This is a genomic window from Flavobacterium aerium (assembly GCF_030766725.1).
Classification (GTDB): domain Bacteria; phylum Bacteroidota; class Bacteroidia; order Flavobacteriales; family Flavobacteriaceae; genus Flavobacterium; species Flavobacterium aerium.
The window spans coordinates 150,260-165,355 of the sequence record NZ_JARQWR010000009.1; the positions used below are offsets into that span (position 1 = coordinate 150,260).

The window sequence follows — 15,096 nt, forward strand, 5'->3', positions numbered from 1 at the left end:
TTTTTGTGCAAGTTTTAGAAAAACGTATGAATTTCTATGTTCTATTAATATAGAAAAAATCGTACCAAAATTTAGTCGATAACCGTTTTAAATATGAAAAAGGTGGTAAGCCAAAATTCGATTTCAAGGATTTTATTATTAAGTTTAGCATTAATGCTAAATTTCTCCATGAGCTCCTACGCGCAGGAAGGAGATCCAGTAAAAGGAAAGGCATTGTTTAATTCAAATTGTGCTGCATGTCATAAATTAGACGCTAAATCAACTGGTCCAGCCCTTAGGGGTGTTGCGGCTAAGCATGATCGCGAGTGGCTATACAAGTGGGTGCATAACAGTAGTGAAATGATCAAGTCTGGTGATGCTCAAGCTGTGAAGATATTCGAAGAGAATGGAAAAGTAGCAATGACTGCTTTCCCGCAATTATCAACAGAAGATATTGATAATATTCTTGCGTATACTTCAGAAGTAAAAGCAGAAAAACCAAAACTTCCAGGAACTGATGTTGCAGGTGCTGAAGGTGCTAATGCTGGAGGTGGAGTTTCAAATCAACTTATTCTTGCTGCTTTAGCATTAGTAATGGTGGTTTTAGTTGTGATGCTAGTCTTAGTGAATAGAGTCTTGACAAAAATTGCTCGCGCTAATGGTATTGAGGAAGTTAAAAAAGAACCATCAACTCCGATTTGGGTTGCTTTCGCTAAGAACCAATTCTTAGTATTAGTAACTTCTATTCTTCTGTTGTTAGTAAGTGCGTACTTTGTGTATGGGTACTTAATGCAGATAGGTGTTGATCAAGGTTATCAACCAGTTCAGCCAATACATTATTCTCATAAAATTCACGCAGGTGATAATGGTATAGATTGTAAATATTGCCACTCTTCTGCACGTGTAAGTAAAACTTCAGGTATTCCTTCGTTAAATGTTTGTATGAACTGTCATAAGAACATTGGTGAAGTTGCTGAAGAAACAGCTACACCAGAATACAGCAAAGCATTCTACGATGGAGAAATCCAAAAATTATATGATGCTGTAGGATGGGATAGAACTAAGCAAGCTTACACAGGAGTTCAAAAACCAGTGAAATGGGTTAGAATTCATAATTTGCCAGATTTCGTTTACTTCAATCACTCACAACACGTTTCTGTTGCTGGAATTGAATGTCAAACTTGTCACGGTCCAGTTGAAACAATGGAGATCATGCAACAACATGCTACATTGACAATGGGCTGGTGTGTGAATTGTCACCGTCAAACAGATGTTAAGATGGAGGGTAATGAATACTACAAGAAAATCCATGAAGAACTTTCTAAAAAATATGGTGTAGACAAGTTAACTGCTGCACAAATGGGAGGTTTAGAATGCGGTAAATGTCACTATTAATCAAATTATTAAGAAGCTAATATTTATATACAATGTCATCAAACAAAAAATACTGGAAAAGTGTTGAGGAACTAAACGATAATAGTTCTATTGTTGAGACGCTTAGAAATAACGAATTTGTTGAAGAGATTCCTACAGATGAATTTCTTGGAGATAAAGACTCATTGTCTGCATCATCAACAACACGTCGTGACTTTTTAAAGTACGTTGGATTTAGTACAGCAGCTGTTTCTTTGGCTGCATGTGAAGGTCCAGTAATGAAGTCTATTCCTTACGTTGTTCAACCAGAGGAAATCATCCCTGGTGTTGCAGATTTTTATGCAACAACAATTGCGGATGGTTATGATTTTGCAAACATTCTTATAAAAACAAGAGAAGGTCGTCCTATTAAAGTAGAGATTAATAATCTTCCAGACTCTAAAATATGTCCAAACGCAAGAGTACATGCATCAGTATTATCTTTGTATGATAGTATGCGTTTGAAACAACCAAAGATATCAGGTAAAAATGATTCTTGGGATAATGTAGACGCTAAGGTAAAAGCTAGTTTAGCAGATGCTCAGGCAAATGGAGGTCAAGTTGTTTTATTAACGAATACAACTGCAAGTCCATCTACAGATAAGTTAATTGCAGAATTTTCTGCAAAATATGCAAATGTAAAACACATTGTTTACGATGCGGTTTCTTCTTCAGAAGCTTTGGATGCATTCCAAGAAGCTTACGGAGAAAGAGCTTTAGCGGAATATGATTTCGGAAAAGCAGCTACTATTGTTTCTGTTGGTGCAGATTTCTTAGGAGATTGGCAAGGTGGAGGTTATGATAGTAACTACGGTAAAGGAAGAATTCCTGCTAACGGTAAAATGTCTCGTCACATTCAGTTTGAATCAAATATGTCATTAACTGGGGCAAATGCTGATAAGCGTTACCCAATGACTACAAACGAGCAAAAACTTGCATTAGTAAAAATTTATAGTATCGTAACAGGAGCTTCTGTTTCAGTTCCAAAACTGGCAAACGAAGAAGTGGTTGTTAATGCTGCAGAACAATTGAAAAATGCTGGAAGTAAAGGAGTTTTAGTTTCAGGTATTCAAGATAAAAATGCACAGTTATTAGTTTTAGCAATCAACCAAGCTTTGAAAAGTGAGGCATTTGATACTGTTAAAACAAGACAAATAAGAAAAGGTAATACTACTCAAGTAGCACAATTACTAAATGATATAAAAGCAGGAAGTGTACATACTTTAATCATGAGTGGTATCAATCCTGTGTATACTTTGCCAAATGGTAAAGAATTTGGAGAAGCTTTGAAAAACAACAAAGTAAAGTTATCAGTTTCTTTCACAATGAAAGAAGATGAAACAGCTTTAGTTTCTTCTATTGCTGCTCCAGCACCACACTACTTAGAGTCTTGGGGAGATGTAAACATCGTTAAAGGTCACTACAGCTTAATTCAACCAACGATTCGTCCATTGTTTGATACAAAACAATTCCAAGATGCATTATTATCTTGGACTGGAAATACAGTTTCTTACTATGATTACTTAAAAGCGTATTGGAGTGCTTCAATACTTTCAGGTAAAACATGGAATCAAGCAGTTCATGATGGTTTATTTGTTTCTGGAAATGTAACAGGTTCTACTGCAGGTTCAGCGAACTTTGCAGGAGCGGCAAGTACATTAGCACAATCTAAAGCAGTAGATGGTTTAGAGCTTGTTTTGTATACTAAAACAGGTATGGGTGATGGTCAACAAGCAAACAATCCTTGGTTACAAGAGTTCCCAGATCCAATTACAAGAGTTTCTTGGGATAATTATGTAACAATGTCTCGAGTAGATGCTGAGAAATTAGGATTAAAAAATTACAATGTTGCTAATGGTGGTCTTAACGGAAGTTATGTAACCCTTGAGGTAGGTGGTACTAAGTTAGAAAAAGTGCCAGTTATCATTCAGCCAGGTCAAGCAAAAGGAACCGTTGGTGTTGCTTTAGGATATGGTCGTAAAGCAGCAATGAAAACTGAAATGCAAGTAGGTGTAAATGCTTACATGTTATATAAAAATTTCAATAATGTTCAAGGTGTAAAAATCACAAAGGAAAGTGGAGATCACGAATTCGCTTGTGTACAATTACAAAGAACATTAATGGGTAGAGGAGACATTTTAAAAGAAACTACTTTAAATGTTTTCAATACTAAAGACGCAAAAGAATGGAACTTAGTTCCGATGGTATCTTTAGATCACAAACCTATTGAAGCATCAAAAGTAGATTTATGGACTGAATTTGATCGTTCTGTTGGACATCACTTCAATTTATCAATTGACTTAAATGCTTGTACAGGTTGTGGAGCTTGTGTTATCGCTTGTCATGCAGAAAATAACGTGCCTGTTGTTGGAAAAGACGAGGTTAGAAGAAGCCGTGATATGCATTGGTTACGTATCGATAGATACTATTCTTCTGAAGAGACTTTTGCTGGTGATGAAAAGAAAAAAGGAAAAGCTTCTGGATTAATGAATTCTATTGATACATTCTCGTCAATGGAGCATCCTTCAGATAACCCACAGGTTGCTTTCCAACCAGTAATGTGTCAACATTGTAATCACGCTCCTTGTGAAACTGTATGTCCAGTGGCTGCAACTTCACACGGACGTCAAGGTCAAAACCATATGGCGTATAACCGTTGTGTAGGTACTCGTTACTGTGCAAACAACTGTCCTTACAAAGTACGTCGTTTCAACTGGTTCTTGTACAACAAAAACAGTGAATTTGATTATCATATGAACGATGATTTAGGTCGTATGGTATTGAATCCAGATGTAGTAGTTCGTTCAAGAGGGGTGATGGAGAAATGTTCATTCTGTATTCAATCTACGCAAGCAGTAATCCTGAAAGCGAAGAGAGAAGGAAGACCAGTTGCAAGTGGTGAATTCAATAATGCTTGTGCTTGTTCTGCAGCTTGTGGAAGTGGAGCAATGGTATTTGGTGATGTAAATGATAAAGAAAGCGAAGTTGCTAAATTAGCAGAAGATGATAGAATGTATCACTTATTAGAGCATATTGGTACAAAACCAAATGTGTTCTACCATGTTAAAGTTAGAAATACGTAGATCAATAAATAATTAATTAAGAAACAATATAAAGGATTATGTCGTCTCATTACGAAGCACCCATTAGAAAACCTTTAGTTATTGGTGATAAATCTTATCACGATATAACAGTAGATGTCGCTAAACCTGTTGAAGGTAGAGCCAACAAACAATGGTGGATAGTATTTTCAATTGCACTTGCCGCTTTCCTTTGGGGAGTAGGAAGTGTAGCGTATACGGTATCTACAGGTATTGGAACATGGGGATTAAACAAAACAGTCGGTTGGGCTTGGGATATTACTAACTTCGTTTGGTGGGTTGGTATTGGTCACGCTGGAACCTTGATTTCCGCAGTATTATTATTATTCCGTCAAAAATGGAGAATGGCAATTAACCGTTCTGCAGAAGCAATGACGATTTTCTCAGTAGTTCAAGCGGGTATGTTCCCAATCTTCCACATGGGTCGTCCATGGTTAGCGTACTGGGTATTACCAATTCCGAATCAATTTGGTTCATTATGGGTAAACTTTAACTCACCGTTACTTTGGGACGTATTTGCAATTTCTACATATTTATCTGTATCATTAGTATTCTGGTGGACAGGTTTACTTCCGGATTTTGCGATGCTACGTGATAGAGCAATAACACCTTTTACAAAAAGAGTTTATTCAATCTTGAGTTTCGGATGGAGCGGTAGAGCGAAAGACTGGCAACGTTTTGAAGAAGTATCATTAGTGTTAGCAGGTTTAGCTACACCATTAGTACTTTCTGTACACACGATTGTATCTTTTGACTTTGCTACGTCAGTAATTCCAGGTTGGCATACAACGATTCTTCCTCCGTATTTCGTTGCAGGAGCAATCTTCTCAGGGTTTGCAATGGTAAATACCTTGTTGATCATTATGAGAAAAGTATCTAATCTTGAAGATTACATTACAGTTCAACATATTGAATTAATGAATATCGTTATCATGATCACAGGATCGATCGTAGGTATCGCTTATATTACAGAGTTATTTATTGCTTGGTATTCTGGAGTAGAGTACGAACAATATGCATTCTTGAATAGAGCTACAGGACCTTACTGGTGGTCATACTGGTTGATGATGACTTGTAACGTTTTCTCTCCACAATTTATGTGGTTCAAAAAATTGAGAACAAGTATTATTTTCTCTTTTATTATTTCGATTGTAGTTAATGTAGGGATGTGGTTCGAGCGTTTTGTAATTATCGTAACTTCATTACACAGAGATTACCTTCCATCTTCTTGGACAATGTTCCAACCAACATTTGTTGATATTGGATTCTATATAGGTACAATTGGTTTCTTCTTTGTTTTATTCTTATTATATGCAAGATCATTCCCAGTTATTGCTCAAGCAGAGGTAAAAACAATCTTGAAATCTTCAGGACAGAACTATAAAAAATTAAGAGAAGAACATAATCATTCAGATCATGAGTAATAAAGTTATACACGCTATATACAATGATGATGATGTATTAATGGATGCTGTTAAGAAAACACGTGCAGCGCATCATCATATTGAGGAAGTCTTTACACCTTTCCCGGTTCACGGATTGGATAAAGCAATGGGACTAGCACCAACTAGAATTGCTATTACAGCATTTTTATATGGTTTGGTAGGTTTATCATTCGCAACAGCCTTGATGAACTTTGTAATGATTAAAGATTGGCCTCAAGACATTGGTGGTAAACCAAGTTTTAGCTATATTGAAAACATGCCAGCATTCGTTCCGATTATGTTCGAGTTAACAGTATTTTTTGCAGCCCACTTAATGGTTATTACTTTTTATATGAGAAGTAGATTATGGCCTTTCAAAAAAGCTGAAAATCCTGATGTAAGAACTACAGATGATCACTTTTTAATGGAGATCGCTGTTCATGATAATGAAGAAGAATTAACTTCATTTTTACAAGGTACTGGAGCAGTAGAAGTAAGAGTAATAGAAAAGCATTAATAATAGATATGAAAAGCTTATATAAAATAGCGATGTTGGTAGGTTTTGCGGCAGTAGTTTCTTCTTGCCACGATAAATCTAGTCCAAATTATCAGTACTTTCCTAATATGTATGAATCAGTAGGTTATGAAACTTATTCTGAATCTGCAGCTTTCAAAAACGGTAAAGAAGGACAATTACCTGCAAAAGGTTCTATTCCAAGAGGTTTTGAACCTTATGAATATGAAAACTCAACAGCAGGATATGAATTAGCAAAAGCTAATCTTAAAACGCCACTTGATTCAACAGAATTAGCAAGTAGTAAAGGACAACAATTGTTTACTATTTATTGTGCAATTTGCCACGGTGATAAAGGTGATGGAAAAGGAAAACTTGTGGAAAGAGAAAAGTTCTTAGGAGTTCCTAGTTATGCAGATAGAGATATTACTGAAGGTAGTATTTTTCATGTTGAAACTTATGGTTTAAACGCAATGGGTTCACATGCTAATCAGTTAACAGCTCATGAGCGTTGGTTAGTAGCACACTATGTACTTGAGCTAAAAGCAAAATTATAATTGTAGAACACACTGATTTTATTAGATATGTACACATTTTCAAGCAAATTAAAAACATTTTCTTTTATCCTAATGATCGTTGGTATTCTTGGGATAGGATATGGTTTTTTCACTGCACCAAAAAATACACAAGACGTAGAGAAAATTTTAGCAGCTGAAGAACACCATGGTGGTCATGGCGAAGCTGAAGCTTCTCACGGCGCACCGGCTGCAGAATCTCATGATGCAAAACATGAAGAAGTTAAGACAGCTCAACATTCTAATCATGAAAATGCAGCAGCTTCAACTGTAGCAAAAGATTCTACAATCAATGCAGAAGCATCTCATGAAGTAGTAGCAGATTCAAATACAACTGAAGCAGTTGTAGCACATGAAGAAGTGGTTAAAGAAGCGAAAGCCGAAGCAGATCATTCTACACATGTGTCATCTGAAGCAGAACACCACGAACATTTAGAGCACGTATTACACCAATTGCAAAATAAACCTTGGGCAGCTTTATATGTTGCTTGTATCTTCTTTATGTTGATTAGTTTAGGGGTATTAGCATTTTATGCAATTCAATATTGTGCACAAGCAGGATGGTCTCCAGTACTTTTCAGAGTAATGGAAGGAATCACAAGTTATTTATTACCAGGTTCAATAATCTTCTTTATTTTCCTTGTAGTTACTGGAGTGTTTCATGCAAATCATTTATTTGTTTGGATGGATCCAGAAGTAGTAAAAACGGATGCTTTAATCGCTGGTAAATCAGGATATTTAAATGTGCCATTTTTCTTAATTAGAGCTGTTATCTTTTTAACTGGATGGAACTTATACCGTTATTTCTCTAGAAAGAATTCATTAGCTCAAGATGAATCTAATGACAATTCATTCTACAAAAAGAACTTTAAAATTTCAGCAGCATTTTTAGTATTCTTTATTGTGACAGAATCTATTATGTCATGGGATTGGATCATGTCTGTTGACCCACACTGGTACAGTACATTATTTGGATGGTACGTATTTGCAAGTTTCTTTGTAAGTGGTATTACAGTAATCGCATTGGTTACCCTATATTTAAAATCAAAAGGTCTTTTAGAATATGTAAACACAAGTCATATCCATGATTTAGCTAAATTCATGTTTGGTATTAGCGTATTCTGGACATACTTATGGTTCTCTCAATTCATGTTGATCTGGTATTCTGATATTCCAGAGGAGGTTACTTACTTCATCACAAGAATTGAAAATTACAATTTACCATTCTTTGGAATGGTTGCAATGAACTTCTTATTCCCAGTATTAATTTTAATCAATACTGATTTCAAGAGAATTACTTGGATTATTGTTATGGCAGGTATTGTAATATTATGTGGTCACTATATTGACTTCTTTAATATGATTATGCCAGCAACAGTTGGAGACAGATGGTTTATTGGGGTATCTGAAATTAGTTCAGTATTGTTCTTCTTAGGATTGTTTATATTTGTTGTCTTTACAGCACTTACTAAATCACCATTGTTGGCAAAAAGAAACCCATTGATTGAAGAAAGTAAACATTTTCATTATTAATATTTAAAGAAAACTCAGATGACAAGTTTGTTGGTTATTATAGTTTTAGTTTTATTAACGATTGCCATATGGCAAATGACTAAAATTTTCGATTTAACTCAGGTTGGCGCTAGTGTAGATGATTCACAAGTTGCTAATGATAGAGATAATAATATTAATGGTTACTTAATGTTTGCCTTTTTAGGTTTTATCTACATATTCACTATCTATTCTCTTTACAAATGGGGACATTTAGTATTAGGTAAACCTGCTTCAGAACATGGTAAAGACGTAGATAATTTGATGGCAATTTCAATGGTATTGATTTTTGTTGTTCAATTTATTACACAAGCATTATTACACTACTTCTCATTTAAATATAGAGGTAGAAAAGATCAAAAAGCATTATATTTTGCTGATAATGATAAATTAGAGTTCATTTGGACTATTATTCCAGTAATCGTTTTAGCAGGTTTAATCTTATACGGATTATACGCTTGGACAAACATTATGTTTGTAGACGAAGACGAAGATGTAATTTATGTTGAGCTATATGCAAAACAATTCTCTTGGGAAGCTAGATATGCAGGTGAAGATAACGCTTTAGGAAAAGCTAATGTTCGTTATATTCAAGGTATCAATACTGTAGGTGTTGATGCATCTGATCCAAATGCACAAGATGATATTATCGTAAATGAGTTACATTTACCAGTAGGTAAAAAAGTAGTTTTCAAGATGCGTTCTCAAGACGTATTGCACTCTGCTTACATGCCTCACTTTAGAGCTCAGATGAACTGTGTACCAGGTATGATTACACAATTCTCTTTCACGCCAACAGTTACGACTGCTGAAATGAGAGAAGATAAAGATATTATCACTAAAGTTTCTAATATCAATAAAATCAGAGCGAACAAATCAAAAGATTTAATTGCAAAAGGAGAATCAGGTTTAGATCCTTATACATTTGATTATTTATTACTTTGTAACAAAATATGTGGTGCATCGCACTATAATATGCAAATGAAAATTGTTGTGGATACTCCAAGTGATTTTAAAAAATGGTTAAAAGAAAAACCAACTTTAAGCCAAGCTTTAAAAGCTCAGGATGCTCCTGCAGAAACTCCAGCTCCAGCAGCAGGTGCAACAAAAGCAGCAGATTCAACAGCAGTAATCGCACAAGTAGTTAAGAAATAGTTATCCTCTTTTACATAAATATAAAATAAAAGAATATGTCAGCAGAAGCTCACGATCACGATCAAGATCATGGTCACGAACATGAACATCACCATAAAGATACTTTCATAACGAAATATATCTTTAGTATAGATCATAAAATGATTGCAAAACAATACCTTATTACAGGTATTATTATGGGAGTTATCGGTATTGGTTTATCGTTGCTTTTCCGTATGCAAATCGCTTGGCCAGAAGAATCATTCAAAATTTTTGAAGTTCTTTTAGGTGAAAAATTTGCTCCAGGTGGAGTGATGAAGAATGACATTTACCTTGCATTAGTAACCATTCACGGTACAATCATGGTATTCTTCGTATTGACTGCTGGTTTGAGTGGAACATTTAGTAATTTACTTATTCCATTGCAAATTGGAGCACGAGATATGGCTTCTGGTTTCATGAACATGGTTTCATACTGGTTATTCTTCCTTTCTGCTGTAATCATGGTTTGTTCTTTATTCGTTGAAGCGGGACCTGCATCTGCTGGTTGGACAATTTATCCTCCTTTAAGTGCATTGCCACAAGCAATTCCAGGATCAGGAACAGGAATGACATTATGGTTAGTTTCTATGGCGATCTTTATTGCATCGTCTTTAATGGGGTCATTAAACTATGTTGTTACAGTATTGAATTTGAGAACTAAAGGTATGTCTATGACTAGATTACCACTTACAATCTGGACATTCTTTATTACTGCAGTTATTGGTATCGTTTCTTTCCCAGTATTATTCTCTGCAGCGCTATTATTAATTTTCGATAGAAGTTTTGGAACATCATTCTTCTTATCTGATATATTTATTGCAGGTGAAGTTTTACACAATCAAGGTGGATCACCAGTATTATTCGAACACTTATTCTGGTTCTTAGGTCACCCTGAGGTATATATTGTAATATTACCAGCAATGGGTATTGCTTCTGAAGTTATTGCTACAAACTCTCGTAAACCAATCTTTGGTTACAGAGCGATGATTACTTCTGTATTGGCAATTGCATTCTTATCTACAATCGTATGGGGTCACCATATGTTCGTATCAGGAATGAATCCATTCTTAGGATCTGTATTTACATTTACAACTTTATTGATTGCGATTCCTTCAGCTGTAAAAGCGTTTAACTATATCACGACTTTATGGAGAGGTAATCTACAGTTGAATCCAGGTATGTTATTCTGTATTGGTTTCGTATCAACTTTCATTACTGGAGGTTTAACAGGAATCATTTTAGGAGATAGTACATTAGATATTAACGTTCACGATACGTATTTCGTAATTGCTCACTTCCACTTAGTAATGGGTATCTCTGCACTTTATGGTATGTTTGGTGGTATTTACCACTGGTTCCCTAAAATGTTCGGAAGAATGATGAATAAGAACCTAGGTTATATTCACTTCTGGGTAACAGCAGTATGTGCCTATGGAGTATTCTTCCCAATGCACTTTATCGGTATGGCAGGTTTACCAAGACGTTACTATACAAACACAGCTTTCCCATTATTTGATGATTTAGCTGACGTAAACGTAATCATTACATTATTTGCTTTAGTAGGTGGTGCATTCCAATTAGTATTCTTATGGAACTTCTTCCATAGTATATTCTACGGTAAAAAAGCAGAACAAAACCCTTGGAAATCTAATACATTAGAGTGGACTACACCAGTAGAACACATCCACGGAAACTGGCCAGGAGAAATCCCAGAAGTATACCGTTGGCCGTATGATTATAGCAAACCAGGTCATGATTTAGATTATGTACCTCAAAACGTTCCAATGAAAGAAGGTGAAGAAGTATTAAATCACTAATCACTTTGAATCAATATAAAAACGTCCTAAGCCTTTCGGTTTAGGACGTTTTGTTTTTAGTACCTTTATGAATATTAATTTTTAGTCTATAGAAAATGAAAAAGAAATATGAAAATTTAGAATTGGTCGTAAACGAAGCAGAACATCAGTTTGAAATGGAAGTAAAAGGAAAGCTGGCTTTAATAGAATATCATGTTCAGGATGATCATAAAATATATCTTACCCATACTGAGGTTCCGCCAGAATTAGAAGGACAAGGTATTGGGAGTGCGTTGGTAGAGAAAGTGTTAGAATATATTAAGAAAAACAACTTAGTATTAGTACCGTTATGCTCCTTTGTGGCGAATTATGTAAATCAACATGATCAATGGCATTCTATTCTTTCAGAAGGCTACCAAATGTAGTTTTAAAGCTCTTTTAAATAGATTATATAGTACAACTGCAATTTCTTAGTATCTTTGCCCTATGAATGAGAATTTAGATCCTACAAACCAACATTACAACAACGAAGAACTTGATTTAGAAAAGAAATTGAGGCCTTTGTCATTTGATGATTTTGCTGGACAAGAACAAGTATTAGAAAATCTAAAAGTTTTTGTGGAAGCGGCTAACCTTCGTGAAGAAGCTTTAGATCATACTCTTTTTCATGGACCACCAGGATTAGGAAAAACAACTCTTGCTAATATATTAGCCAATGAACTTGGTGTTGGTATTAAAATCACATCTGGGCCTGTATTGGATAAACCAGGAGATTTAGCTGGATTGTTGACGAATTTGGACGAACGTGATGTTTTATTTATTGATGAAATTCATCGATTAAGTCCTATTGTAGAAGAATACTTATATTCTGCTATGGAAGATTTTAAGATTGATATTATGATTGAATCGGGCCCTAATGCCAGAACAGTTCAAATCAATCTGAATCCTTTTACATTAGTTGGTGCTACAACCCGTTCAGGATTATTGACGGCACCTATGCGTGCCCGTTTTGGAATTTCAAGTAGATTACAATATTATACTACGGAATTACTAACTACGATTGTAGAACGTAGTTCTGCGATATTAAAAATGCCTATTACGATGGAAGCAGCTATAGAAATAGCTGGAAGAAGTAGAGGAACACCACGTATTGCAAATGCATTATTGCGTCGTGTGAGAGATTTTGCTCAGATTAAAGGTAACGGATCAATTGATATTGAAATTGCTCGCTATTCATTAAAGGCATTAAATGTTGATGCACATGGATTGGATGAAATGGACAATAAAATTTTGACGACTATAATTGAGAAATTTAAAGGTGGTCCAGTGGGACTTTCCACCTTAGCGACAGCTGTATCAGAAAGTAGCGAAACCATTGAAGAAGTTTACGAACCCTTTTTGATTCAAGAAGGCTTTATTATGCGTACTCCACGTGGACGTGAAGTGACTGAGAAAGCCTATAAACATTTAGGTAAAATAAAATTGAATACACAAGGCGGACTTTTTTAAAGATTATTCTTTGGAGAAGCCACCGTTTTTTCTACAATTCTTAGTGTATTATGATTAATAAAAGCCAATATACAAAGTTTATAAAAGCCGAAGCAGACCGCCTCGGTTTTTTATCTTGTGGTATATCCAAGGCTGGATTTTTAGAAGATGAGGCCCCTAGATTAGAAGATTGGTTAAAGAATAATAGTCATGGACAAATGACTTATATGGAAAACCATTTTGATAAACGACTAGACCCTACACTACTTGTTGAAGGATCGAAAAGTGTAATTTCCCTATTGCTGAATTACTATCCTCCACAAATTCAGACTACAGAGAGTTATAAGATTTCAAAATATGCCTATGGTAAAGATTACCATTTTGTTATTAAAGAAAAATTAAAAGAACTCTTAAATTCCATTGAAGAGAATATAGGCGAAGTTTCAGGTCGAGCATTTGTAGATTCTGCTCCTGTGCTTGATAAAGCATGGGCTGCAAAAAGTGGGTTAGGATGGAGAGGGAAAAATAGTAATTTGCTGAGTAAACAAGTCGGTTCTTTCTTCTTTATTGCCGAACTAATTGTGGACTTAGAATTGGATTATGATACGGCAACAACAGACCATTGTGGGAGTTGTACAAAATGTATTGATGCCTGTCCTACACAAGCCATAGTCGCTCCATACGTCGTTGATGGAAGTAAGTGTATTTCGTATTATACGATTGAACTCAAGGAAAATATTCCTTTTGAAATGAAAGGACAATTTGATGAATGGATGTTTGGATGCGATACCTGTCAAGATGTATGTCCATGGAACCGTTTTTCAAAAGCACACAGTGAACCATTATTCAATCCAAATCCGGAAATGCTATCGATGACCAAAAATGATTGGGAAGAAATTACAGAAGACACTTTTAAAAAAGTATTCAAAGATTCTCCATTAAAGCGTACTAAGTTTGACGGTTTGAAACGGAATATTAATTTCTTAAAGTAGACTCTCGTTCAATAATATAAGTTGGAAGTTCTATCATTTGATGTTTAATAGGAAGATGCTCCTTCATTTGAGTTATTTCATCAATTAAAATGGCGGCAGCTCTATTTCCAATATCATAACCGGGCTGATCAATAGTCGTAAGTTTTGGTGAAATAACAGTAGACATAAACCAGTTACTAAAACCAAAAACGGCAATTTGATCGGGTATTTTAACTGCAATTTCATTCAGGTATTTAATAATTCCAATCGCTACTAAATCTGTAATAGCAAAGACAGCATCAACATCTTTATGATCCTGAACTAGTTTTTGTGCATTGGCATAACCATCTTCAAAATCAGTATTATGATCACACATATATACTAAAGATGCATCGTAGGGTATACCATGATCTTCTAATGCTTTTTTGTATCCAACAAATCGATCGATTGAATTTTGAGGTACGTTTGAACCTCTAAAATGAGCTATTTTTTTATATCCTTTTTCTATTAGATAAGTAACAGCATCATAAGCAGCCTTACGATCATTAATTACAACTTTTGAACAATTTACCATTTTGGCAATTTTGTCAAATAATACTACAGGCGTATTTTTCTTAATGACAGCATTGATATGTGAAAAATCATCAGTCTCATTTGAAAGAGACATTAAAATACCATCTACTCTTTTTTGTAGTAATAATTCAATCTGTTTTTTCTCTAATTCATATTTCTCGCTAGACTGTAAAATAATAACCAGATAACCCCTGCTTTCAGCTTCTTCCAGAATACCATTCAATACACTTGAAAAAAAATGATGAACGGTTGCTGGAATAATAACCCCGATTGTTTTGGTTTCATTTGTTCGGAGATTAACGGCATTTGAATTTGGTCTATAATTCATTTCTTCTGCCATTTCAATAACTTTTGAACGTGTCAATTTACTAATATCAGGATATCCTTTAAGTGCTTTTGAAACGGTGGTTACCGAAATACCTAACGCCGAAGCAATATCTATAAGTTTTGTATCATTCATAAAATAAATGTAATGAAATATATCGCTTTAAAGTAAAAATATTTTTCAACGAAAACGTTTTCGGTAAAATCGAAA

General features: G+C 34.9%; 12 protein-coding genes. 11 read left to right on the forward strand and 1 reads right to left on the reverse strand.

The annotated features are described in order from the left end of the window. The first annotated feature begins 93 nt into the window (after window positions 1-93). From P6733_RS13405 to queG, 11 genes are all read left to right on the forward strand, one after another. The gene (locus tag P6733_RS13405) at window positions 94-1,374 is read left to right on the forward strand and encodes a c-type cytochrome (protein ID WP_306353413.1); all 1,281 of its coding nucleotides are present in this window, start codon (window positions 94-96) and stop codon (window positions 1,372-1,374) included. Between the two features lie 32 nt (window positions 1,375-1,406). Continuing rightward, entirely contained in the window at window positions 1,407-4,475 is a 3,069-nt protein-coding gene (locus tag P6733_RS13410) for a TAT-variant-translocated molybdopterin oxidoreductase (RefSeq protein WP_306353414.1), read from the forward strand. A 38-nt stretch (window positions 4,476-4,513) separates the two neighbouring features. Then, window positions 4,514-5,917, forward strand: a complete 1,404-nt coding sequence (nrfD, locus tag P6733_RS13415) for an NrfD/PsrC family molybdoenzyme membrane anchor subunit (protein ID WP_306353415.1) — start codon at window positions 4,514-4,516, stop codon at window positions 5,915-5,917. Further along, window positions 5,910-6,434: a DUF3341 domain-containing protein gene (locus tag P6733_RS13420; RefSeq protein WP_306353416.1), complete on the forward strand. Its 525-nt coding sequence runs from the start codon at window positions 5,910-5,912 to the stop codon at window positions 6,432-6,434. The genes nrfD and P6733_RS13420 overlap by 8 nt, the downstream gene beginning before the upstream one ends. An 8-nt stretch (window positions 6,435-6,442) precedes the next feature. Then, complete coding sequence (locus P6733_RS13425) at window positions 6,443-6,988, forward strand: c-type cytochrome (protein WP_306353417.1); 546 nt, start codon at window positions 6,443-6,445, stop codon at window positions 6,986-6,988. A 27-nt stretch (window positions 6,989-7,015) separates the two neighbouring features. Then, a complete protein-coding gene (locus tag P6733_RS13430; protein ID WP_306353418.1) occupies window positions 7,016-8,539 on the forward strand; it encodes a quinol:cytochrome C oxidoreductase in 1,524 nt (507 codons plus the stop codon). An 18-nt stretch (window positions 8,540-8,557) separates the two neighbouring features. Beyond that, window positions 8,558-9,712 (forward strand): cytochrome c oxidase subunit II, encoded by a 1,155-nt coding sequence (locus P6733_RS13435; RefSeq protein WP_306353419.1) that lies wholly within the window; start codon window positions 8,558-8,560, stop codon window positions 9,710-9,712. A 35-nt stretch (window positions 9,713-9,747) separates the two neighbouring features. After that, on the forward strand, window positions 9,748-11,550 hold the full coding sequence (locus tag P6733_RS13440; protein ID WP_306353420.1) for a cytochrome c oxidase subunit I: 1,803 nt from the start codon (window positions 9,748-9,750) through the stop codon (window positions 11,548-11,550). A 95-nt stretch (window positions 11,551-11,645) separates the two neighbouring features. Beyond that, entirely contained in the window at window positions 11,646-11,954 is a 309-nt protein-coding gene (locus P6733_RS13445) for a GNAT family N-acetyltransferase (RefSeq protein ID WP_306353421.1), read from the forward strand. A 61-nt stretch (window positions 11,955-12,015) separates the two neighbouring features. Then, window positions 12,016-13,038: a Holliday junction branch migration DNA helicase RuvB gene (gene ruvB, locus P6733_RS13450; RefSeq protein WP_306353422.1), complete on the forward strand. Its 1,023-nt coding sequence runs from the start codon at window positions 12,016-12,018 to the stop codon at window positions 13,036-13,038. A 50-nt stretch (window positions 13,039-13,088) separates the two neighbouring features. Beyond that, complete coding sequence (queG, locus tag P6733_RS13455) at window positions 13,089-14,009, forward strand: tRNA epoxyqueuosine(34) reductase QueG (RefSeq protein WP_372339304.1); 921 nt, start codon at window positions 13,089-13,091, stop codon at window positions 14,007-14,009. On the opposite strand, the gene P6733_RS13460 is transcribed toward queG, so the two are convergent. Beyond that, window positions 13,993-15,021: a LacI family DNA-binding transcriptional regulator gene (locus tag P6733_RS13460; RefSeq protein WP_306353424.1), complete on the reverse strand. Its 1,029-nt coding sequence runs from the start codon at window positions 15,019-15,021 to the stop codon at window positions 13,993-13,995. The genes queG and P6733_RS13460 overlap by 17 nt on opposite strands. Window positions 15,022-15,096: the final 75 nt, after the last annotated feature.

What these genes read in the sequence shown, in the direction of transcription:
- P6733_RS13410 (WP_306353414.1), top strand. Translation starts at nt 1,407, where the DNA reads ATGTCATCAAACAAAAAATACTGGAAAAGTGTTGAGGAACTAAACGAT.
- P6733_RS13430 (WP_306353418.1), top strand. Translation starts at nt 7,016, where the DNA reads ATGTACACATTTTCAAGCAAATTAAAAACATTTTCTTTTATCCTAATG.
- queG (WP_372339304.1), top strand. Translation starts at nt 13,089, where the DNA reads ATGATTAATAAAAGCCAATATACAAAGTTTATAAAAGCCGAAGCAGAC.
- P6733_RS13440 (WP_306353420.1), top strand. Translation starts at nt 9,748, where the DNA reads ATGTCAGCAGAAGCTCACGATCACGATCAAGATCATGGTCACGAACAT.
- P6733_RS13420 (WP_306353416.1), top strand. Translation starts at nt 5,910, where the DNA reads ATGAGTAATAAAGTTATACACGCTATATACAATGATGATGATGTATTA.
- P6733_RS13460 (WP_306353424.1), bottom strand. Translation starts at nt 15,021, where the DNA reads ATGAATGATACAAAACTTATAGATATTGCTTCGGCGTTAGGTATTTCG.
- P6733_RS13425 (WP_306353417.1), top strand. Translation starts at nt 6,443, where the DNA reads ATGAAAAGCTTATATAAAATAGCGATGTTGGTAGGTTTTGCGGCAGTA.
- P6733_RS13405 (WP_306353413.1), top strand. Translation starts at nt 94, where the DNA reads ATGAAAAAGGTGGTAAGCCAAAATTCGATTTCAAGGATTTTATTATTA.
- nrfD (WP_306353415.1), top strand. Translation starts at nt 4,514, where the DNA reads ATGTCGTCTCATTACGAAGCACCCATTAGAAAACCTTTAGTTATTGGT.
- P6733_RS13445 (WP_306353421.1), top strand. Translation starts at nt 11,646, where the DNA reads ATGAAAAAGAAATATGAAAATTTAGAATTGGTCGTAAACGAAGCAGAA.
- ruvB (WP_306353422.1), top strand. Translation starts at nt 12,016, where the DNA reads ATGAATGAGAATTTAGATCCTACAAACCAACATTACAACAACGAAGAA.
- P6733_RS13435 (WP_306353419.1), top strand. Translation starts at nt 8,558, where the DNA reads ATGACAAGTTTGTTGGTTATTATAGTTTTAGTTTTATTAACGATTGCC.